The organism is Thalassospira sp. CH_XMU1458 (genome assembly GCF_037027205.1).
GTDB lineage: Bacteria > Pseudomonadota > Alphaproteobacteria > Rhodospirillales > Thalassospiraceae > Thalassospira > Thalassospira tepidiphila.
Genome location: NZ_JAYMDW010000002.1, coordinates 800,012 through 821,384, shown reverse-complemented (window position 1 = coordinate 821,384; position 21,373 = coordinate 800,012). Strand labels below are relative to the sequence as shown.

The window sequence follows — 21,373 nt, the reverse complement described above, 5'->3', positions numbered from 1 at the left end:
GACAGATTGCGCCGTTGATCAACCATTGGCCGCAATTTGCAAACGCCTGCGCATGGTTAACAGGTAAACCGGGATAATCATGGCCAGGAATGCCGATGTCAGGGCAAAGGCCGTGACCAGCCCGAGGGCTTCACCAATGGCACCGATCACCGGTGGCCCGGCCATGATGGCGGAATAGCCGGTTGCGGCAATGATCGAAACAACCGCACCACCACCTTTGCCCGTTGTCTGGGACGCCGCAGACAGCAACAGCGGCAGAATCACCGCAAGCCCCATGCCGGCAATCCCGCAGCCGATCCAGGCGATGACGATATTGGGAGACAAGGTCAAAACAAGGGTGCCAAGGGATGCCAGCACCGAACTTGTCAGCAATACCGGCACGCGACCATACCGGGTGACCAGTGCATCACCGGACAAGCGGGTGGCGGCCATGGCAAAGGAATAGATGGCAAAGCCGACGGCGGCCAATGTCGGGCCGGACGACAGTTCGGAATTCATAAACACCGTCGCCCAGTCGGTCAGGACACCTTCACCGAATTGGCCGATAAAGGCGCAGACCCCGAACGGCAACAGCATCAGGAACAGATTGCGATCCTTGGTCTTTGCGGCTGTGGTTTGGCTGGCATCCTTCGGGCCAGACAGATGTTCCGTTGCCGCCTGATCCGACAGAAGGCCCGCTTGTGCGATGATGTGCGCGATCAGAAACAGCGAGAGAACGATTGGCAGATGGAATTCATTGCCAACGGGCAGGGCGAACCAGGCGGCGGCAATCCCTGCGCCGACAAAGCCACCGAGACTCCAGAAACCATGTAACCCGGACATGATGCTGCGGCCCTTGACGCGCTCGACCTGCAGGCCATTGGCATTCATCGCGACATCCAGAAAGGCACCGGAAAAGCCCAGGGCGAACATCGCGATCGAAATGCTGAGATAATCGGGCATGAAGGCAGGCACGCCAACCGCGATGAAATAAAACAGCCCCGAATAACGCACCACGCGTTCGCTGCCAAACCGGTCTGCCAGTCTTCCGGCGATCGGCATCACGGCAAGCACCCCGATGGCCGCCGCCAGCAAAATGCCACCAAGTTCGTCATGGCCAAGGCCAAGACGTTCCTGCACCAGTGGGATATGCGGCACCCAACTTGAAAAAGCGGCACCATGTAAAAAGAAGATGGCGCGCACCCGGTTATGGGCAGTGGCGTGGGTTTGCATTTAACGAGTTTCTCCGCAAGGCGAGGGAAGGCGATCAGGCCTGAATGACGTTCAAACCACGCCGGGTGTAATTGGCAAGATAGCCGGTTGAAAGTTTGCGCCCGGTGACGAGATGGGAAATCGCATCAATGTCGCAGACCCGGTGCGGTAGGCTGGTTTCAAGTTTGTCGGCGGTGGTGATGGCAATGACTTCGGCCGATTGGGCGATCATGGCCGCCTTGGTGGCGCGTTCTTCGGTGCTGCTGGTCGAAAGGCCTGCCTCCGGGTGAAGCGCGCAGGTGCCAAGCAGTGCGATATCGGCATTAAAGTTTCTAAGCTGATCAAGGGTCGTCGGGCCGCACACCACCATATCTGTTTTGCGAAGCGTGCCGCCCAACATGATGACTTCGGCATTCGGATGACTGGCGAGCTCGACCGCGATCATCGGATTGACTGTAATCACCGTGCCGCGAAAGGAAGGTTTGAGGTTGCGTGCAACTTCACAAACGGTTGTGCCGCTATCGAAAAATGCCACGCAATCATCGGGGATCAATTCGCGTGCGGCCTTTTGGGCAATCGCAGTCCGTTCGGGTTGAAGTTCCTGCGCCCGTTCCGCGTAACTTTCCTGTGCCAAATTGGGCAGGACCGCACCCCCATGAATGCGGCGTAAATAACCATCTTCCTCCATCTGGCGCAGATCACGCCGGATCGTATCAAGGGATGCGTGAAACAGGGCGGCCAGATCGTGGATATGAACCGTGCCCTGACTGCGCAGAAGTTTCTGGATTTCGTCCTGACGGCTTGAAACGCTCGACATCGGTATGCCTGTTTTGCATGTTGTGCATGTATTGCCGATATGGGTTAGCCCGGACATGGAAAAGCGTCAATAGAAAAACCGGCCAGACGAAGGTCTGACCGGTTTGTCCGTAAAGCAATCTTTGGCGGTTTATCAGGCTTTATCAAGCGCCTGGGTCAAATCCGCCAGAATGTCATCAATATGTTCGATGCCAATCGACAGGCGGACATAGCCATCAGTCACACCCGATGACAGGCGATCTTCTTCTGAGAGCTGGCTGTGAGTCGTGGTGGCCGGGTGAATGGCAAGCGACCGCGTGTCACCGATATTGGCCACGTGGTAGAACAGCTCCAGCGAGTTGATGAATTTCTCGCCGGCATCTTTGCCGCCCGCCAGTTCAAAGCCCATCAAAGAGCCCAGACCACCCTTGAGGTATTTGTCGGCACGACGGCGGGCTTCGCCATCCTGTTTGCTGGGATGGATGACCTTGGTGACTTTCGGGTGGGATGCCAGGAAGTCGGCAACCTTAAGGGCGTTTTCGCAATGGCGTTCCATCCGAAGCGGCAAGGTTTCCATGCCCTGAATGGTTTGGAAGGAATTGAACGGCGATGCCGCCGCACCAACATCACGCAGCAACGTGCAGCGCAGTTTGATCGCGTATGCCACCGGTCCGATCGGTTTGACAGCCTCGGTCCAGACAGCACCGTGATAGCTCGGATCCGGTTCGTTCAGAAGCGGGAAGCGTTTGGCGTGTTTTTCCCAATCAAACTTGCCCGAATCAACAACGATGCCGCCAACCGAGGTGCCATGCCCGGCGATGAATTTGGTGGTCGAATACATGACGATGCTGGCGCCGTGGTCGATCGGTTTACAGATCACCGGGGCGGCGGTGTTATCGACAATCAACGGAATACCCAAATCATCCCCGATATCGGCAACCTCGCGGATCGGGAAGACCTGCAGTTTCGGGTTGGGCAGGGTTTCGGCATAGAACGCACGCGTCTTGTCATCGGCAAGGCGACGGAAGTTTTCCGGATCGGCCGGATCGGCAAAGCGGACTTCGATGCCCATTTGCTTGAAGGTGTTGGCAAACAGGTTCCAGGTGCCACCATAAAGATCGGTAGAACTGACGATGTTGTCACCCGCCTGCGCGATGTTCAGCACCGCAAAGGTCGAGGCCGCCTGGCCCGATGCCAGTGCGACCGCCGCAGCACCGCCATCAAGGGCCGCCACGCGTTGTTCAAGCACATCATTGGTCGGGTTCATCAGGCGGGTATAGATGTTGCCCAGTTCCTTAAGCGCAAAAAGGTCTGCGGCATGCTGGGTGTCACGGAACTGATAACTGGTGGTTTGATAGAGCGGGACGGCGACAGAACCGGTTGTCGGTTCGGCGCGATAGCCTGCATGAAGGACAATTGTTTCCGGCTTGGTCGAAGACATGATGACTGTTTCCCTGATTTATTGTGATTCCTGAGGCGAGGAGGGTATGCGCAGCGGCCCTGTATTCGCAAGGAAGATTTGGCGAAATGCCAGAGTGCTATGCACGTGAGGGGCGTTCAGGATGAGAATTGTGATAATTCGGTACGATTATACCGAATGAATTGACAAGCAGCAGATTTCACGTTTACGTAAAGGGAAAATAGAAAATCAAAAGAGGCGGCGATCCAATGGAATTCAACCTGTCTGAAGATCAGCAGGCATTTGCCCAAGCTGCGCGTGATTTCGCGCAGAATGAAATGGCGCCATATGCGGGCGACTGGGATGCCAATCATACATTTCCCGAAGAAACCCTGCGCAAGGCAGCCGAACTTGGCTTTGCCGCGATCTATACCGGTGAGGAGCATGGTGGCACAGGGCTTGGGCGGCTTGATGCGGCTGTTATTTTCGAAGAGCTTGCGGCAGCTTGCCCGTCAACAGCGGCCTATATTTCGATCCATAATATGGCCTGCTGGATGATCGATACGTTTGGCGATGATGCGCAACGTGCGAAATATCTGCCCAAGCTGGTCACGATGGAGCATTTCGCGAGTTATTGCCTGACCGAGCCGGGGGCAGGATCGGATGCCGGGTCTCTTCGCACCAGGGCCGAACGCGATGGCGATCATTATATCCTGAATGGCGAGAAGGCGTTTATTTCCGGCGGGTCGCGCAGCGATATCTATGTCGTCATGGCGCGCACGGGCGATGACAGCCCGAAAGGCATATCCACCTTTATCGTGCCAAAGGATGCCGAGGGGCTATCCTTTGGCAAGCTTGAAGAAAAAATGGGCTGGAACAGTCAGCCGACCGCAGCCGTTATCTTTAGTAATTGCAAGGTGCCGGTCGAAAACCGTCTGGGTGACGAGGGCGAAGGTTTCAAATTCGCCATGAAGGGCCTTGATGGTGGGCGGTTAAATATCGCGGCCTGTTCGATCGGTGGTGCGCGTGCGGCAATGGAACATGCCCGTGAACACATGAAAGTCCGCAAACAATTTGGCAAAAGCCTTGATCAGTTTCAGGCATTGCAGTTCAAATTTGCTGATATGGTGACCGAACTCGAAGCCGCCCGGCTGATGCTTCATAAAGGGGCATGGAAGCTGGATCACAAAACCGATGATGCCACGCAATTCTGTGCGATGGCCAAACGGTTTGCGACCGATGTCGGCTTTAATGTCTGTAACGAAGCACTGCAGCTTCATGGCGGATATGGTTATATTCGCGAATACCCCATCGAGCGGCTTTTGCGTGACTTGCGCGTGCACCAGATCCTTGAAGGTACCAATGAAATCATGCGCCTGATCATCGCGCGTGCAGCCCTGAAAGACTAGGTTATGAGCACAGTTTCAAATTCGCCGACTGAGACCGCAGACGCACCGGTTCTGTTTTCGCAGGACGGGCCGGTTGGGCGTATCCTGTTGAACCGTTCCAAGGCGCTAAACGCGCTTGATCTGGTGATGGTCGATATGATGCTGGCGCAGCTGAAATCCTGGGAACAGGATCCTTCGGTGAAAGTCGTCATCATTGAAGGGATGGGGGAGAAGGCATTCTGCGCGGGTGGTGATATCCGCGGCCTTTATGATGCCCGCAAAGTTGATGACGAAGAGATGCTTGATGCGTTTTATCGTCGGGAATATCACCTAAACCATTATATCGCGACCTATCCAAAGCCCTATATCGCGCTGATTGATGGGATCACCATGGGCGGTGGTGTCGGGGTTTCAATCCATGGCCGGTTCCGGGTCGTGACCGAACGGACGTTGTTTGCCATGCCTGAAACCGGCATTGGATTTTTCCCGGATGTGGGCGGCGGCTATTTCCTGCCACGGTGTCCTGGCAAAATCGGGATGTATCTTGGTTTGACTGGGGCGCGGATCAAGGCCGCAGATTGCCTTTATGCCGGACTTGCAACCCATGGGGCGGAAAGTGCGAAACTGGATGCCATCAAGAATGCGCTGGCAAGTGCGGCGTGGGACGGTGATGGCTTTGCGACTGCCGAGGATATCCTCAACAAGCATGAAACGCCGTTCGGTTCAGCGCCACTTTCAGAAATTCGTAGCGAGATCGATCATTGCTTTGCTGGCGACAGTGTCGCGGCGATCTTTGAAGCCTTGCGGAATGCGGCCAGTGCATTTGGCACAGAGACCCTTGAGACGTTGCTGGGCAAATCGCCGACATCCCTTTGCGTCAGTTTCGAGCAAATCCGTCAGGGCAGTGATATGTCGTTGGCAGAAGTCCTGAACATGGAATACCGAATGTCGCAGCGCATGGTGTGCAAGCCGGATCTGTTTGAAGGTGTGCGGGCGGTGATTGTTGATAAGGATCACGCGCCGAAATGGCAGCATGGCGATATCGGTCAGGTCGATCCACGCGAAGTGGCGGAATATTTCGAAAAGCTGCCAAAAGACAAAGAGCTTAATCTTTAGACTATTGGGCTGGGAACATCACCCTGCCAGATCACCATAAATCAGAACAAAACACCCAGATAGGGTGTCAGAGGAGACTTCAAATGGCGAATATCGGTTTTATCGGTCTGGGCAATATGGGCGGCCCGATGGCGGCCAACCTTGTGAAGGCTGGACATGCGGTCAAGGTCTTTGATCTGTCGGCAGATGCGGTGGCAAAGGCCGTGGAGGCCGGTGCCTCAAAGGCGGCATCGGTCGGCGCAGCGGGCAGTGATGTCGAATTTGTTGTCACTGTTTTGCCCGCGGGCAAGCACGTGCTGGGCGTTTATGATGGACCGGACGGTGTCATTGCACATGCCAAGCCGGGCACCGTTCTGATCGACAGTTCGACAATTGATGTGGACTCGGCCCGCAAGGCAGCCGAACTGGCCCGTGCGGCGGGTCTTGGTGTTGTTGATGCCCCGATCTCTGGCGGGACGGCCGGTGCGGCGGCAGGTACGCTGACATTCATGGTTGGTGGATCTGAGGCGGACTTTGCCAGTGCACAACCCATTTTGGCGGGCATGGGCAGCAATATCATCCATGCCGGTGACAGCGGTGCCGGGCAGGCGGCAAAGATTTGCAACAACATGGTGCTTGGTGTCAGCATGATTGCGGTTTCCGAGGCCTTCATGTTGGCAAAGCGCCTTGGCCTGGATGCCCAGAAGCTGTTTGAGGTGTCTTCAAAGGCATCAGGTCAGTGCTGGGCTTTGACAAGTTATTGCCCGGTCCCGGGGCCGGTTCCGACGTCCCCGGCCAACCGCGATTATCAGCCGGGCTTTGCGGTGGATATGATGCTGAAGGACTTGAAGCTTGCCCAGCAGGCATCAGCGGCATCTGGTGCAACAACCCCGATGGGGGCGTTGGCCGAAAGCCTTTATGCGCTTTATTCAAATGGCGGCAATGGTGGCATGGACTTTTCGGCCATCGTTAAAATGCTGGATGGCGACAAATAGAAGTACCCAGAAGCGGTACCAAACGAGCGGGTCCGGATTTCCGGGCCCGTTTTGTTATATGTTGCGTTGTCTGAAAATGGGAGCACAATAGACAAGTCCATTTTTGATAACAGCAGTGCATCAATGACCTCACGCTATAACACCTCGAACGAGATTTATTTTGAGCTTCGGCAAGTCGGCACCTATCTGCGGTGTACGGCCATTGACGGCAAAACTGGCGTGGAAGTGACTGTTGCCGGACCTGTCAGCCGGAATCCGGAACAACTGAAGCGCGTTGCTGCACAAAAACTTGAATACGTTCTCAAAAAGGGATAATTTATACAATATAAAGCGTGGGTGACTTTCGAAGTCAGTGTTTTATGCCAATTTCAAATCCTGTTTTGGTGATTTTCACTAAAATGTCAAAGCGGCTTGCAGGGTTTGAAATCGTGTGTCTAATGTCCTCGCTCTAATCGCGCTCTTTATGTAATGGTCGCAAAAAGAATGACCGGCATAGAGGGTTAAAACCGGGGGTTACCCGATAACAATAAGACGGAGGCTTTGCGGGTTTGCCAGGGGGCTATGGGGAGACAGTGTCTCATCCAATCATTACATCTGTGTGTGAATTGATACCTTCTGCTGATCTGGCGAAGTCCTTGTATGTCTGTGCCAAATCTAAGGTTGTGCAATGGATTGGGCTTATTTCCTACAACAATTGATCAATGGTCTGACGCTGGGGGCCATTTATGGTCTGATCGCCATCGGTTACACGATGGTTTATGGCATTATTGGCATGATCAACTTTGCGCACGGTGAGATCTATATGATCGGTGCGTTCCATTCCCTGATTACCTTCCTGATCTGTCAGGCTGCCGGTATCAGTGGAATTCTACCTCTTACCCTTCTTTTGATGCTGTTCGTTTCAATGGTTCTGACCTCTGTCTATGGTTGGGGCGTGGAACGAGTGGCATATCGGCCGCTGCGCGGCTCATTCCGTCTGGCAGCTTTGATTTCTGCCATCGGGATGTCCATTTTCCTGCAGAACTTCGTTCAGATTTCGCAGGGCGCGCGCGTGAAACCGATGCAGCCGCTTGTTGAGGGCGGCATTACCCTGATGGAAAGCGCGAATTTCGACGTTCAGCTTAGCTATATGCAGATCGTGATTATCGTTCTGACATTTGTGCTGATGGTTGTCTTCTCGCTGCTGATTGCCAAAACGTCCCTGGGCCGCGCACAGCGTGCCTGTGAGCAGGACCGTACGATGGCAGGCCTTCTGGGTGTTAACGTTGACCGCACCATCTCGACCACGTTTGTCATGGGGGCTGCCCTGGCATCGGTCGCGGGAATGATGGTGACGTTGTATTACGGCGTGATCGACTTCTATATCGGCTTCCTTGCCGGTGTTAAGGCGTTCACCGCAGCCGTTCTTGGCGGTATCGGATCTTTGCCGGGCGCAATGCTTGGCGGTCTTCTTATCGGCCTGATCGAGGCCTTCTGGTCGGGTTATCTCACGATTGAATACAAGGATGTCGCAACGTTTGGCATTCTGGTTCTTGTGCTGATCTTCCGTCCGTGGGGTCTGCTCGGCAAGCCGGAGGTGGAGAAAGTCTGATGTCTGCTGCATTTGCTTCTTCTCGTACCAATGGCTCGGAAGTGGTCAAGGAACTTGCGTTCTTTGCCGTGATCGCGCTGTTGATGTCGGTCATGCTCCTTGGTGTCGAGACGGTTGACCGTCCGACCGGTCTGGAACTGGCTGTGCGTTGGGATCTTGTCCTGATTGCAATCGGGGCGACTGTGATCGGGCGTCTTGGCCTGATTTTCCGCCGCGAGAACATTTCACGTCTCGGCCAGGCCGTTCTGATTACGCTTTCTGCCGTTGCCGTTTTTGAAATGTTCGTACGTTTCCGCGAACTTGACGACCGTTGGGTTTCGCCGGTGGTTCTTGATATGGCGTTTGGCAGTGTGGTCAGCACCATCGTCGGTATCGCGTTTGTGGCGATCATTTTTGCCACGGCCTATTTCACGATGAAAGACAAGACCGCGGCTGATGTCGATGAAAGCGCCAAACTGTCGTCCAAAATCCAGTTGGCGTATCGTTCGAACACCAAGAAAATCGGTATGATCGGGATTATCTTCTTTATCATTTTCCCGTTCATCTTTGGCGAAGACCGTTCCGCAATCGACCTTGCGACCCTTGTGATGATTTACATCATGCTGGGGTGGGGCCTGAACATTGTGGTTGGTCTGGCAGGTCTTCTGGATCTGGGCTATGTGGCGTTCTATGCGGTCGGGGCTTACTCCTATGCATTGCTGTCACAGAACTTCGATCTGAGCTTCTGGCTGTGCCTGCCGCTGGCCGGTATCTTTGCGGCAAGCTTCGGGATTATCCTTGGCTTCCCGGTTCTGCGTCTGCGCGGTGATTATCTTGCGATCGTGACCCTTGGTTTCGGTGAGATTATCCGCGTTGTTCTGATCAACTGGTATGACCTTACCGGTGGTCCGGACGGGATTTCGTCAATTGAACGTCCGAGCTTCTTTGGTATGGCCGATTTCTCGCGGCGTGTTCCGGACGGGGCGATTGGCTTTAACGAGCTGTTCGGCATGGAATACTCGTCCATGCATCGCCTGATCTTCCTGTACTACCTGATCCTTGTGCTGGCGCTGGTGACGAACTTCGTGACCCTGCGTCTGCGCAAACTGCCGATCGGTCGTGCCTGGGAAGCGTTGCGTGAAGACGAGATCGCCTGCCGTTCGCTTGGCATCAACCCGACCAACACCAAGCTGTCGGCATTTGCCATCGGCGCGATGTTTGGTGGCTTTGCCGGCGCGTTCTTTGCAACCCGTCAGGGCTTTATCAGCCCGGAAAGCTTCACCTTCCTTGAATCGGCTGTGATTCTTGCGATTGTGGTTTTGGGCGGCATGGGCAGCCAGATCGGCGTCGTGTTGGCGGCAATTGTGATGATCGGTTTCCCGGAAATGTTCCGTGAACTGGCCGAATATCGCATGCTGATCTTCGGGGCAGGTATTGTTGCCATCATGCTCTGGCGTCCGCGCGGTCTGTTGTCCTTCCGTGATCCGACCATTCTGCTCAATATGAGCCAGAAAGAAAAAGTTGCCGGAGAAGTCAAATGACCGACAACAAACTGCTTGAAGTCGAACATCTGACCATGCGTTTCGGTGGTCTGGTCGCGATTGATGATCTGTCTTTCAATGCCAACAAGCGTGAAATTACAGCCATCATCGGCCCGAACGGGGCAGGGAAAACCACTGTGTTTAACTGCCTGACCGGGTTCTACGTTCCGACCGAGGGTCGCCTGACCCTTCATGCCGACGATGGCCCGCGGTTGCTGGAACGGACCGAAGGGTTCCGCATTCCACGTAACAAAGGTGTTGCCCGCACGTTCCAGAACATCCGCCTGTTTACCGGGATGACGGTTCTGGAAAACCTGATCGTTGCCCAGCATAACCGGTTGATGGAGGCCTCTGCGTTCTCTCTTGCCGGTTTGTTCAACCTTGGCAAATATGCCAAGGCGGAAAAGGAAGCGGTCGAAAAGGCGGAGTTCTGGTTGGAGAAGGTTGGTCTGTATGCGCAGGCTGACTGGAATGCCGGTAATCTGCCATATGGTTCCCAGCGTCGCCTGGAAATCGCACGTGCCATGTGCACCGACCCGTCACTGCTTTGTCTGGACGAACCGGCTGCGGGCCTTAACCCGCGTGAGTCGGCGGAACTGAACGTTCTGTTGCAGAGCATCCGTGATGATCAGGGCGTTGGCTGCCTTCTGATCGAGCATGATATGAGCGTTGTCATGCAGATTTCCGACCATGTGATCGTTCTTGATTACGGTAAGAAGATTGCTGATGGCAATCCAGAAGCCGTCAAGAATGATCCGGCTGTTATCCGCGCCTATCTTGGCGAAGAAGAGGATGACGAGCTTCCGCCGGAAGTTGCTGCCGACCTTCATCTTGATCCGAAAGCGCAGTGAGGGAGTCCATCGATATGTCCATGCTTAAAATCGAAGGTGTTCATACCTTCTATGGCAATATCGAAGCCCTCAAGGGCATTGATATGGAAGTCAATGAAGGTGAAATCGTCACCCTGATCGGTGCCAACGGTGCCGGCAAAACCACGTTGCTTATGACCTGCTGCGGTTCGCCGCAGGCCAGCAAGGGGCGCATTCTGTTTGAAGGCCAGGATATCAGTCGCATGCCAATGCATGAGATCTGCCAGCTTGGTATTCAGCAGTCCCCGGAAGGGCGTCGTATTTTCCCGCGCATGTCGGTTTATGAAAACCTTCAGATGGGCGCGATCACCCAGGATCCGAAATATTTCAATTCGGATATCGAAATGGTGTTTGATCTGTTCCCGCGTCTGAAGGAACGCATCAACCAGCGTGCCGGCACGATGTCTGGTGGTGAACAGCAGATGTTGGCGATTGGCCGTGCGCTTATGGGCCGTCCGCGTCTTCTTCTGCTTGATGAGCCGTCACTTGGTCTGGCGCCACTGATCGTGAAGCAGATTTTCGAAACGGTTGAGAAGATCAACCGCGAGAAAAAGATGACGGTCTTCCTCGTTGAGCAGAACGCATTCCATGCGCTTAAACTGGCTCATCGTGGATATGTGATGGTCAATGGCAATATCACGCTCTCGGGGACGGGTGCGGAACTTCTGGCAAACCCGGAAGTCCGCGCAGCCTACCTCGAGGGTGGCCACTAGGGAGTTCTGAGATGGAAGCGATTACGGGTACCAGCATTGGTGTCACAATCGGAATGACCATCATCCTGATGGGGTTCTGCGGTTTCATGACCGGTCAGGCCATCGCAAACACCTGGCGTCCGGCCTGGCAGCTTGTGCCTTATGCACTGCTGCTTGGTTGCGTTGACCGCTTCATGGTTTTTGCCCTGTTTGAAGGTGAGCTTCTTTCACTTTCCGGCTACATTTTTGATACGGTAATCCTGTTTGCGATCACCTTCGCGGCTTTCCGCCTGACGCAGGTGAACAAGATGCTGTCGCAATATCCGTGGCTGTATGAACGGGTTGGTCCGTTTGCGTATCGCGCCCGCGAAGGTGCTGATGTTCGCTGATATTTGCGGGGACGTAACGCGTCCCCGCATGGTTGCCCGATAACGGGCAATCATCTGGTTTGTACTCATGCGCCCCGAATACGGAGCGCTATGGTGCGAGGGAACTGAAACCGGTAATCGGCGATAAACACGGGCCGGTTTCAGATCCAAAAAGATGATTCTGTCATGGTGATGGAATCAACCTTTGGAACAGGGAGACTTCTCTTATGTCGAAAACCAAGCTCGGCCTTCTTGCCACTGCTTCCGCGCTTGTTCTTTCAATGGGTGTAGCAAAAGCTGACATCGTTGTTGCGACCGTTGGTCCGATGACCGGTCCGTATGCTGCATTTGGCGAACAGATGACCCAGGGTGCAGAGAAAGCAGTTGCTGACATCAACGCAGCTGGTGGCGTGAACGGCGAAATGCTCGTCCTCGAAATCGGCGATGACGCTTGCGATCCGAAACAGGCTGTTGCTGTTGCCAACCAGTTGGTTAGCAAAGACGTTGCACTTGTTGCTGGTCACTTCTGCTCTGGTTCCTCGATCCCGGCTTCGGAAGTTTACTTCGAAGAGGGCATCATCCAGATTTCCCCGGCTTCGACCAACCCGCAGCTGACCGAACGTGACATGGACAACGTGTTCCGTGTTTGCGGTCGTGACGATCAGCAGGGTGAAGTTGCTGGTAAATACCTGGCTGCAAACTATGGCGACAAGAAAATCGCCATCGTTCACGACAAACAGGCTTATTCCAAAGGTCTGGCTGACGAAACCAAGAAAAACCTCAATGCGAACGGCGTAACCGAAGCCCTTTACGAAGCAATCACCCCGGCTGAGAAAGACTACTCGGCTCTGGTGACCAAGCTGAAATCCGAAGGCATCGAAGTTCTGTATTATGGTGGTTACCACACCGAACTCGGTCTGATCGTTCGTCAGATGCGCGCACAGGGCATGGACACCATGGTCATGTCTGGTGACGCGATCAACACCCTTGAATATTGGGCAATTACCGGTGATTCCGGCGAAGGCACCATCTTCACCGCATCGCCTGCAATTGAAACCGATCCGCGTAACGCCGACCTCGTCAAATACTTCGACGAAATCGGTTACAAGCCGGAAGGTTACACCCTGTTCACCTATGGTGCGATCCAGGCTTGGGCACAGGCTGCCAACAAAGCTGGCTCGACCGACTTCGAGCCGGTTGTAGATGCCCTGCATTCCGAGAAATTCGACACCGTTCTTGGCGAAATCTCGTTTGACGCCAAAGGCGACGTCGATGCTCCGGGTTACTGGATCTACACCTGGAAAGACGGTCAGTACACCGACGGTGCTATCCAGAATCCGTGATCAACTGCAAACGGTCAGTCCGGCCTAAAGCTGGACTGACCCGACTATTGCAGTCGGATACGAAAAACGCCGCCCTGAATGAGGGCGGCGTTTTTTCTTTCGGTATTTGACTGGGGAAGGCGTTATTTCGCCTTGCGACCCAAACCGATCTTCTTGGCAAACTGCGAACGCTGCTTGGCGTAATTCGGTGCGACCATCGGGTAATCTGCCGGCAGGCCCCATTTCGCACGGTATTCTTCCGGGGTGAGGTTATAGGTCGTGCGCAGGTGACGTTTGAGCATTTTCAGCTTTTTGCCGTCTTCGAGGCAGACAATATAATCATCGCCAATAGATTTTTTGATCGGAACAGCCGGTTTCAACGGTTCCTGTTCCGGTTCTTTTTCAACACCGTGTATATCATCAAGAGAAGCAAAGACAGTCGAAATCAGTTCCGGAATCTGTGCCGCGGCAAGCGCATTGTTGCTGACATAGGCAGATACAATGTCGACGGTCATCTGTAAAAGTTCGTCGCGATTAAGCACGCTGTTCTCGGTTTCAGCCATAATTGAAGTAATCCTTCATTTGATAAATCACATTAAACTTAATGCACTATTCAATCGGTATAGTCAAACCACAGAAAAACACAAGGTTATTTGTTTAATAGACCCTGTTTTGGTTTATAGGGGTGTTATATTAAAGTTTATGCTTTGGCGGCGATGATTAAACCCTCTTAAATTTCAGGTCGCACAGGAAATACAACCAAACAGATTGCGCAATAATACTGTTTATATGGCTGGATCGTACTTTACGGCCATGGCGGCATTCTGATACCTGCATGGACCTTGTTGACGGCGTTAAAGCTGACATATGTGTTCAATATACGGAGCGTTTGAACCATAACGGTTTTACTGCGTCAGTTCTGTTTGGAAAACTTGCTGTTTTGCATGAGCTGCGCGTTGGCAGCCCCGACGCTATATGCTACAAGGCGCTCAAATTTTAACTTTTGCTTTTGAATAAAGGCACGCCTATGACCGTCAAAACCCTCGCGATTGCCTCCGACCACGGTGGTGTGGAGCTGAAATCAACCATTGCTGAAACCTTGAAAAAGCGCGGGATTGAAGTGCTTGATCTGGGCACAGATGGTTCGGCTTCTGTTGATTACCCCGATTATGCGCAGGCAGTGGCCAAGGCCCTTATCGATGGCAAGGCCGAGGCGGGTATTCTCGTCTGTGGATCTGGCATCGGTATGAGCATGGCAGCCAACCGCTATCCGCAAATCCGCGCAGCGCTGGTTCATGACCGTCTTTCCACGGAACTTTGCCGTCAACATAACAACGCAAATGTTCTTTGCCTTGGTGCCCGCCTGATTGGTGAAGCCACGGCACTTGATTGCGTTGATACCTTCTTGTCGACCGAATTCGAAGGCGGTCGTCATGAAGGTCGCGTCGCAAAAATGTCCTGCTCCGTCTGATTTTCTCGCCATCTGGCATCAACCGGAACGGGCAGGCGGTTCCACAGGAATCGTTACCCGTCACATCGCATCGAAAGAGGCCCCCGCATGTCGTTCAAAGGCTTTTTCACCACCAGCTTGGCCGAAGCTGATCCGGCACTGTACAAATCTGTCACCGACGAGCTTGATCGTCAGCAGAACCAGATCGAGATGATTGCTTCGGAAAATATTGTTTCCAAAGCGGTTATCGAGGCACAGGGCACTGTCCTGACCAACAAATACGCCGAAGGTTATCCTTCGCGCCGTTATTATGGTGGTTGTGAATATGTTGACGTTGCCGAACAGCTGGCAATTGATCGCGCCAAGGAAATCTTCGGCTGCGAGTTTGTCAACGTTCAGCCCCATTCCGGTGCGCAGGCAAACGGTGCGGTGATGCTGGCCCTTTGCAAGCCGGGCGACACCATTCTGGGTATGTCGCTTGATGCTGGTGGCCACCTGACCCACGGTGCGCGTCCGGCACTGTCGGGCAAGTGGTTCAACGCGGTTCAGTACGGTGTTCGTGAAGACGACCTGACCCTTGATTACGATCAGGTCGAAGCCCTTGCTGTTGAACACAAACCGGCCCTGATCATTGCCGGTGGTTCGGCCATTCCGCGTCAGATCGATTTCAAGCGTTTTCGCGAAATCGCTGACAAGGTTGGAGCGCTTCTGATGGTTGATATGGCGCACTTTGCTGGCCTGGTTGCCGGCGGCGTTCATCCGAGCCCGCTTCCTTATGCCGATGTCGTGACCACCACCACGCACAAAACCCTTCGTGGTCCGCGTGGCGGCATGATCCTGTCAAACAATCTCGAGATCGGCAAAAAGATCAATTCCGCCGTCTTCCCGGGTCTGCAGGGCGGTCCGCTGATGCATGTTATTGCGGCCAAGGCTGTTGCCTTTGGCGAAGCGCTGCGTCCGGAATTCAAGGCATATGCCCAGCAGGTTGTTGATAACGCCAAGGCACTTGCCGAAGTTCTCGTGAAACGTGGCTTTGACATCGTGACCGGTGGTACCGATACGCACCTGATGCTGGTGGACCTGCGTCCGAAGGGCCTGAAAGGCAACACGGCGGAAGTCGCACTGGAACGTGCAGGCATCACGTGTAACAAAAACGGTATTCCGTTTGACACCGAAAAGCCGACCATTACGTCTGGTGTGCGTCTTGGTACGCCGGCTGGTACCACGCGTGGTTTCGGTGTTGCCGAATTCCAGCAGATCGGTGTGCTGATTGGTGACGTTCTGGATGCCATGGTCGACAACCCGGAAGGCAATGCCGAAGTCGAGGCCGCCGTCCGTGCGAAGGTTGAAGACCTCTGCAAGCGTTTCCCGATCTATTCCTGATCGATTTGAGGCTTAGATAAAAATATGCGTTGCCCGTTTTGCGGACATACCGATACCCAGGTTAAGGACTCCCGTCCGACCGAAGAGCATCATGCCATTCGCCGTCGCCGGTTCTGTCCTGCCTGCGGGTCGCGCTTCACGACATTTGAACGTGTCCAGTTGCGTGAATTGATGGTTGTGAAAACAGATGGGCAACGCGAATTGTTCGACCGCGACAAATTGGCGCGGTCGATCTTTCTTGCCTGTCGCAAACGCCCGATTGAAGACGAACGTGTTGAAAAGGCCCTTAATGGCATCCAACGCCGTCTTGAAAGCAGTGGCGAAAGCGACATTTCCACCGATACCATTGGCGAAATGGTGATGGAGGCGCTGAATGCCCTCGATCAGGTGGCTTATGTACGCTACGCTTCGGTGTACAAGAATTTCCGTGAAGCCCGCGATTTCGAACAATTCGTCGAAAAAATGCATGATGGGGAAGAAGAGGCGGACGCAGAGTAATGACAGCCCCCGCGTTTAGCGAAGACGACCGGCATTTCATGCGGGTCGCATTGAGCCTGTCAAAACGCGGTTTGGGAAATGTCTGGCCGAACCCGTCGGTTGGCTGTGTCCTTGTTTCTTCTGATGGCGCGATTGTTGGCCGTGGTCACACACAACCCGGTGGCCGCCCGCATGCCGAACGTGTTGCCCTTGAAGTGGCCGGTCCCTTGGCCCGCGGTGCAACCGCCTATGTCACCCTTGAGCCGTGTAGCCATGTTGGCAAAACGCCACCCTGTGCAACCGGCCTGATTGAAGCCGGTGTGTCGCGCGTTGTCAGCGCGCTGACCGATCCGGATCCGCGTGTGTCGGGCAAGGGGCATGAAATGTTGCGTGAGGCGGGTATTCAGGTTGATGTCGGGCTTTATGCCATTGATGCCCGCCGTGTGAATGAAGGCTTCCTGTCCAAGGCCGAGCGTTCCCGTCCGTTTATCACCCTTAAACTGGCATCGACCCTTGATGCGCGATCTGCCACTGCCAATGGCGAAAGCCAGTGGATTACAGGTGCCAGCGCTCGCGAAGCCGGTCACATGCTGCGCGCGAACCATGACGCCATTCTGGTCGGTGCCAAGACGGTCATCGCCGATGATCCAAGTTTAACCTGTCGCCTTGCCGGGCTGAGCCATCAATCCCCGGTGCGTATCATTCTGGATCGCGCAGGCGACGTGTCGGTTACTACCAGGCTTGTCCAGACGGCCGACGACGTGCCGACATGGCTGGTGACAGCCGACAAGAATTTCGCCGAACTATCGGAAAAATTTGAAAGAACTGCGGTAAAAGTGATTTCTGCAGGATGCGCAGATGATCATTTGGACCTACATGATGTGCTGCGTACGCTGGCAGATGAAGGTCTGACGCGTGTCCTTGTTGAAAGTGGCGGAAATCTTGCCGCCGGTTTGATCGGGGCGGGTGTTGTCGATCGTATCATTCATTTCGTCGCGCCATCGTTGATTGGTGGCGACGGCAAGGCAATGATTGCAGATCTTGGTTTGAAACAGCTTGCCGACGCACCGCATTTCAAACGTACTTCAGTTCGTGAAGTGGGTGCGGATATTGCGGTAACCTACGATAAAATAACGGAATAAATGAATGTTCACTGGCATCATCACCGACATCGCAACCGTTCGTGCAATCAAGAAAACCGGCGACACCCGGTTTGAGTTCACCACATCGTTTGATACCTCAAAGATCGTTTTGGGGGCATCAATTGCGTGCAATGGTGCCTGCATGACCGTGATCGAAACCGGGGGTGACTGGTTTGCCATCGAGGCATCGGCAGAAAGCCTGTCGCGGACGACACTGGGTGATCTTGTTGTCGGATCCAAGGTCAATCTCGAGCAGGCAACGCGTGTCGGCGATGAGTTGGGTGGTCACATCGTATCCGGGCATGTCGACGGGGTCGCAACGCTGACCAAACGCGTGCCAGAGGGTGATTCATTGCGCCTGACATTCGAAGTGCCCGAAGCCTTTGCGAAATATATCGCATCCAAGGGATCGGTGACACTTGAAGGTGTGTCATTGACTGTCAACGAGGTTGACGGAAACACATTTGGTATCAATCTGATACCGCATACCCAAAACGAAACTACATTGGGTTCAAAGAAACCGGGCGACCGGATCAACTTTGAAATCGATATGCTGGCACGCTACGTCGCGCGCATGCTGGGCAAGGATTGATCAACAATGTCGCATAATTATCTTTCGCCAATCGAAGACGTTATCGAAGAAGCCCGCAATGGCCGGATGTTTATTCTTGTCGATGACGAGGACCGCGAAAACGAGGGCGATCTGGTTATTCCGGCCCAGATGGCAACGCCCGATGCCATCAACTTCATGGCAACCCATGGTCGCGGCCTGATTTGTCTGACGCTTGAATCGGAGCGCTGCGACGAGCTTGGCCTGACCATGATGAGTGCGCATAACGGCACGCGCCACGAAACAGCCTTTACCGTATCGATCGAAGCCAAGACTGGCGTCACTACCGGTATTTCCGCCCCTGACCGTGCGCGGACTGTGGCCGTTGCGATTGATCCCAATGCCGGTCGCCACGATATCGTGACACCGGGGCATGTATTTCCGCTTCGTGCCCGTCCGGGTGGGGTTTTGGTACGTGCCGGTCACACAGAGGCGTCTGTTGATATCGCGCGCCTTGCGGGCCTGAACCCGTCTGGTGTGATTTGTGAAATCATGAGTGATTCGGGTGAAATGGCGCGATTGCCAGAACTGGTCGAGTTTGCCAAGAAGCACAATCTCAAGATCGCACAGATTGCCGATCTGATCCGTTATCGCCGCAAGCATGAAAAGGTCGTTCAGCGTAAGGCCACCACCAAGATCAAAAGTGTGAATGGCGGCGAGTTTGACATGCATCTTTACGTTAACAACGTCACCTATGCCGAACATATTGCACTGGTCAAAGGTGATATTTCTGATGATGCGCCGGTTCTGACCCGTGTGCACGCCCTAAATGTGATAGAAGATGTATTGGGCGATACGCAAACGGGCCATCAGGGCCAACTTTCGGCCGCCATGCGCCAGATCGGCGAGGAGGGGCGTGGTGTGGTTGTCCTGATCCGTGAACCGCGTCCGAACACGCTTTCTGCATCGATTGCCAAACTGATCGAGATGAATGGCGGTGATGGCGATGCCCTGCGTCAGGAACTGGCGAATGAAAACGGTGATGGCGATTTGCGAGACTATGGTGTCGGCGCGCAAATCTTGCATGATCTTGGCATTCGCGACATGATTCTGCTTTCAAATACCAAACGCCACATTGTAGGACTTGACGGCTTCGGTCTAAATCTGGTTGATCAGCGTCCGCTTGTCGTCTCGGAGGAATAAAATCATGAGCAACGCCCCCCACATTCTGATTGTGGATGCGCCGTATTACACGCATATCGTCGAAGACCTTGTCAAAGGGGCAGCTTCGACGCTGCAAGCTGGTGGCGCGACATGGGACCGAATTTCGGTCGCGGGTGCGTTTGAAGTGCCAATTACCATCCGTTATGCTGTGCAGTCGATGGAAGAACTGGCCACCGGTCCGCGCTATGACGGTTATCTTGCGCTGGGGTGTGTTATCCGTGGCGAAACCACGCATTACGACCACATTTGCGAAGAAGCCAACCGTGCGCTGATGCAGCTTTGCCTTGACTACAACCTGGCAATCGGCAATGGCATCCTGACTGTCGAGAACGAGGCGCAGGCACTTGCACGGGCCAAGGCTGACGAAAAGAACAAGGGCGGCGAGGCTGCCAAAGCTGTTCTGCGTCAGATTGAAGTTCAAAACCACTTTGGAATACATCACAAGTAATGACCGAGAAATCAAAGGCATCAGCCGCACAACGGCGCAGCGCGGCGCGTTTTGCCGCTATTCAGGCGCTTTACCAGGCAGAGCTTTCGCAGCTGCCTGCCGCTGATATCGTGCGCGAATATTCCGACTTCCGCCTTGATGGTACGGGTGGTCGCGATCTTGATGTGCCAAACGAAGACCTGATCGATCCGGATCGCGGCTTTTTCGCCGATCTGGTTCAGGGTGTTGCCGCGCGCATGGTTGATCTTGATGCGCTGATCAATGGTGCGCTTGAAAAGGGCTGGACCACGCAGCGTCTTGAGACGGTCCTGCGCAGCATCTTGCGTGCGGGCACGTATGAACTGATCGCACGTGAAGACGTGCCGATGCGGGTTGTCATCACGGAATATGTCGACGCAGCCCATTCGTTCTTTGACGAGAACGAACCGAAGCTGGTCAATGCCGTGCTGGATCGCATCGGGAAAACCTTGCGTCCCGGTGAAGCCGGACAGAATTGATATGGCAGCGCGATCTAGCGAATTTGAACTGATCGCGCGCCATTTTGCGCCCATTGCGCAAAGTGATCCGGCCGCATTGTCTTTGAAGGATGATGCGGCCGTATTTTCACCACCAGCCGGGCACGAGGTTGTTGTCACAACCGATGCGCTGGTGGCTGATGTCCATTTCCGAAGCATTGATGAACCGGAACTGATCGCGAAGAAAGTTCTGCGCGTGAACCTGTCGGACTTGGCGGCCATGGGCGCCCGACCGGGCGGCGTCGTCTTGAGTTCGGGTTATAATCGCGATCTTTCTGATGACTGGGTTGCGCGATTTGCCAAGGGCTTTGGCGAAGACTGTGCGGCTTATGATGTTTCACTTTGGGGCGGAGATACGGTTGCAACGCCGGGACCGACATTCTTCAGTCTGACGGCATTTGGCTATGTTCCAACGGGCAGGGCCCTGCGACGTGATCTGGCAAAGCCGGGCGATGTTTTGGCCGTCACCGGAACGTTGGGTAATGCGGCCTTGGGGCTGGCGCTACTGAACGGTGAATTTCCCGATCTTGCACCGGATTTGGCCGAGTTCCTGAAAGACCGTTATTGGTTGCCGCAGCCGCGGATGACGGAAAGTGCGGCCTGTATCGCATCGAAACGACGCCTGGCTGCCATGGATATTTCCGACGGGCTTGCAGGTGATTGTCGCAAAATTTGCTCTGCTTCGGGTGTCGGTCTTGTGATCAACCGCGATGCTGTTCCGCTATCTAAGGCGGCACGGGCTGTGTTGGATGGTGATGACGACCAGTGGTCGCGCATTCTTGCGGGCGGTGATGATTACGAACTTCTGATTGCGGGCGCACCCGACGATGTTGCTGCCCTGGGTGATGCCTTCACCGTCATCGGTGGGGTGACGGATGAAGTTGGGGTGGTGTCGTTGATCGGGACGGATGGAAAAATGGCCGAACTCGCAGATGGCGGGTTCGACCATTTTAAGTAAC

At 54.4% G+C, this 21,373-nt stretch carries 23 protein-coding genes; 19 read left to right on the top strand and 4 right to left on the bottom strand.

Features of this window, described 5'->3' with window-relative positions:
- Positions 1–18: 18 nt before the first annotated feature.
- The 3 genes from WBY09_RS11250 to WBY09_RS11240 all read right to left on the bottom strand — a co-directional run bounded on the left by WBY09_RS11250 (position 19) and on the right by WBY09_RS11240 (position 3,427).
- On the bottom strand, positions 19–1,212 hold the full coding sequence (locus tag WBY09_RS11250) for an MFS transporter (protein ID WP_336232742.1): 1,194 nt from the start codon (positions 1,210–1,212) through the stop codon (positions 19–21).
- A 34-nt stretch (positions 1,213–1,246) separates the two neighbouring features.
- Entirely contained in the window at positions 1,247–2,008 is a 762-nt protein-coding gene (locus WBY09_RS11245; RefSeq protein WP_336232741.1) for a DeoR/GlpR family DNA-binding transcription regulator, read from the bottom strand.
- A 132-nt stretch (positions 2,009–2,140) separates the two neighbouring features.
- Complete coding sequence (locus WBY09_RS11240; RefSeq protein WP_064781443.1) at positions 2,141–3,427, bottom strand: O-acetylhomoserine aminocarboxypropyltransferase/cysteine synthase family protein; 1,287 nt, start codon at positions 3,425–3,427, stop codon at positions 2,141–2,143.
- Between the two features lie 227 nt (positions 3,428–3,654).
- Between WBY09_RS11240 and WBY09_RS11235 the strand changes: the two genes are divergently transcribed.
- From WBY09_RS11235 to WBY09_RS11190, 10 genes are all read left to right on the top strand, one after another.
- Positions 3,655–4,794 (top strand): acyl-CoA dehydrogenase family protein, encoded by a 1,140-nt coding sequence (locus WBY09_RS11235; RefSeq protein WP_336232740.1) that lies wholly within the window; start codon positions 3,655–3,657, stop codon positions 4,792–4,794.
- Between the two features lie 3 nt (positions 4,795–4,797).
- A complete protein-coding gene (locus tag WBY09_RS11230) occupies positions 4,798–5,889 on the top strand; it encodes an enoyl-CoA hydratase/isomerase family protein (RefSeq protein WP_336232739.1) in 1,092 nt (363 codons plus the stop codon).
- Positions 5,890–5,972: 83 nt separating this feature from the next.
- Positions 5,973–6,863, top strand: coding sequence for a 3-hydroxyisobutyrate dehydrogenase (gene mmsB, locus WBY09_RS11225; protein WP_286792477.1), 891 nt, complete (start codon positions 5,973–5,975; stop codon positions 6,861–6,863).
- Between the two features lie 123 nt (positions 6,864–6,986).
- On the top strand, positions 6,987–7,178 hold the full coding sequence (locus WBY09_RS11220) for a DUF6898 family protein (protein ID WP_008891119.1): 192 nt from the start codon (positions 6,987–6,989) through the stop codon (positions 7,176–7,178).
- 352 nt (positions 7,179–7,530) lie between these two features.
- Positions 7,531–8,454: an ABC transporter permease subunit gene (locus tag WBY09_RS11215; protein WP_008891118.1), complete on the top strand. Its 924-nt coding sequence runs from the start codon at positions 7,531–7,533 to the stop codon at positions 8,452–8,454.
- On the top strand, positions 8,454–9,974 hold the full coding sequence (livM, locus tag WBY09_RS11210) for a high-affinity branched-chain amino acid ABC transporter permease LivM (RefSeq protein WP_286792478.1): 1,521 nt from the start codon (positions 8,454–8,456) through the stop codon (positions 9,972–9,974). The genes WBY09_RS11215 and livM overlap by 1 nt, the downstream gene beginning before the upstream one ends.
- The gene (locus tag WBY09_RS11205) at positions 9,971–10,825 is read left to right on the top strand and encodes an ABC transporter ATP-binding protein (protein WP_063089455.1); all 855 of its coding nucleotides are present in this window, start codon (positions 9,971–9,973) and stop codon (positions 10,823–10,825) included. The genes livM and WBY09_RS11205 overlap by 4 nt, the downstream gene beginning before the upstream one ends.
- A gap of 20 nt (positions 10,826–10,845) precedes the next feature.
- Positions 10,846–11,556: an ABC transporter ATP-binding protein gene (locus WBY09_RS11200; protein WP_008891115.1), complete on the top strand. Its 711-nt coding sequence runs from the start codon at positions 10,846–10,848 to the stop codon at positions 11,554–11,556.
- Between the two features lie 11 nt (positions 11,557–11,567).
- The gene (locus tag WBY09_RS11195; protein ID WP_008891114.1) at positions 11,568–11,924 is read left to right on the top strand and encodes a DUF6867 family protein; all 357 of its coding nucleotides are present in this window, start codon (positions 11,568–11,570) and stop codon (positions 11,922–11,924) included.
- A gap of 206 nt (positions 11,925–12,130) precedes the next feature.
- On the top strand, positions 12,131–13,246 hold the full coding sequence (locus WBY09_RS11190) for a branched-chain amino acid ABC transporter substrate-binding protein (protein WP_008891113.1): 1,116 nt from the start codon (positions 12,131–12,133) through the stop codon (positions 13,244–13,246).
- A gap of 122 nt (positions 13,247–13,368) precedes the next feature.
- Here WBY09_RS11190 and WBY09_RS11185 read toward each other — a convergent pair whose 3' ends face one another.
- Positions 13,369–13,788 (bottom strand): MucR family transcriptional regulator, encoded by a 420-nt coding sequence (locus tag WBY09_RS11185; RefSeq protein ID WP_064781437.1) that lies wholly within the window; start codon positions 13,786–13,788, stop codon positions 13,369–13,371.
- A 464-nt stretch (positions 13,789–14,252) separates the two neighbouring features.
- On the opposite strand from WBY09_RS11185, the gene rpiB reads away from it, so the two are divergent.
- The 9 genes from rpiB to thiL all read left to right on the top strand — a co-directional run bounded on the left by rpiB (position 14,253) and on the right by thiL (position 21,372).
- Positions 14,253–14,696, top strand: a complete 444-nt coding sequence (gene rpiB, locus WBY09_RS11180) for a ribose 5-phosphate isomerase B (RefSeq protein ID WP_008891111.1) — start codon at positions 14,253–14,255, stop codon at positions 14,694–14,696.
- 87 nt (positions 14,697–14,783) lie between these two features.
- On the top strand, positions 14,784–16,058 hold the full coding sequence (glyA, locus tag WBY09_RS11175; RefSeq protein ID WP_336232737.1) for a serine hydroxymethyltransferase: 1,275 nt from the start codon (positions 14,784–14,786) through the stop codon (positions 16,056–16,058).
- Positions 16,059–16,082: 24 nt separating this feature from the next.
- Positions 16,083–16,556, top strand: a complete 474-nt coding sequence (nrdR, locus tag WBY09_RS11170) for a transcriptional regulator NrdR (RefSeq protein WP_008891109.1) — start codon at positions 16,083–16,085, stop codon at positions 16,554–16,556.
- On the top strand, positions 16,556–17,677 hold the full coding sequence (gene ribD / locus WBY09_RS11165) for a bifunctional diaminohydroxyphosphoribosylaminopyrimidine deaminase/5-amino-6-(5-phosphoribosylamino)uracil reductase RibD (protein WP_336232734.1): 1,122 nt from the start codon (positions 16,556–16,558) through the stop codon (positions 17,675–17,677). Before nrdR ends, ribD begins: the two co-directional genes overlap by 1 nt.
- Before the next feature lie 4 nt (positions 17,678–17,681).
- Entirely contained in the window at positions 17,682–18,269 is a 588-nt protein-coding gene (locus WBY09_RS11160; RefSeq protein WP_336232733.1) for a riboflavin synthase, read from the top strand.
- A gap of 6 nt (positions 18,270–18,275) precedes the next feature.
- Positions 18,276–19,430, top strand: coding sequence for a 3,4-dihydroxy-2-butanone-4-phosphate synthase (ribB, locus tag WBY09_RS11155; protein ID WP_336232732.1), 1,155 nt, complete (start codon positions 18,276–18,278; stop codon positions 19,428–19,430).
- A 4-nt stretch (positions 19,431–19,434) separates the two neighbouring features.
- Positions 19,435–19,899, top strand: a complete 465-nt coding sequence (gene ribH, locus WBY09_RS11150) for a 6,7-dimethyl-8-ribityllumazine synthase (RefSeq protein ID WP_008891105.1) — start codon at positions 19,435–19,437, stop codon at positions 19,897–19,899.
- Positions 19,899–20,396 (top strand): transcription antitermination factor NusB, encoded by a 498-nt coding sequence (nusB, locus tag WBY09_RS11145; protein WP_063089462.1) that lies wholly within the window; start codon positions 19,899–19,901, stop codon positions 20,394–20,396. The genes ribH and nusB overlap by 1 nt, the downstream gene beginning before the upstream one ends.
- 1 nt (position 20,397) lies before the next feature.
- Complete coding sequence (gene thiL / locus WBY09_RS11140) at positions 20,398–21,372, top strand: thiamine-phosphate kinase (RefSeq protein WP_336232731.1); 975 nt, start codon at positions 20,398–20,400, stop codon at positions 21,370–21,372.
- Position 21,373 lies beyond the last annotated feature (1 nt).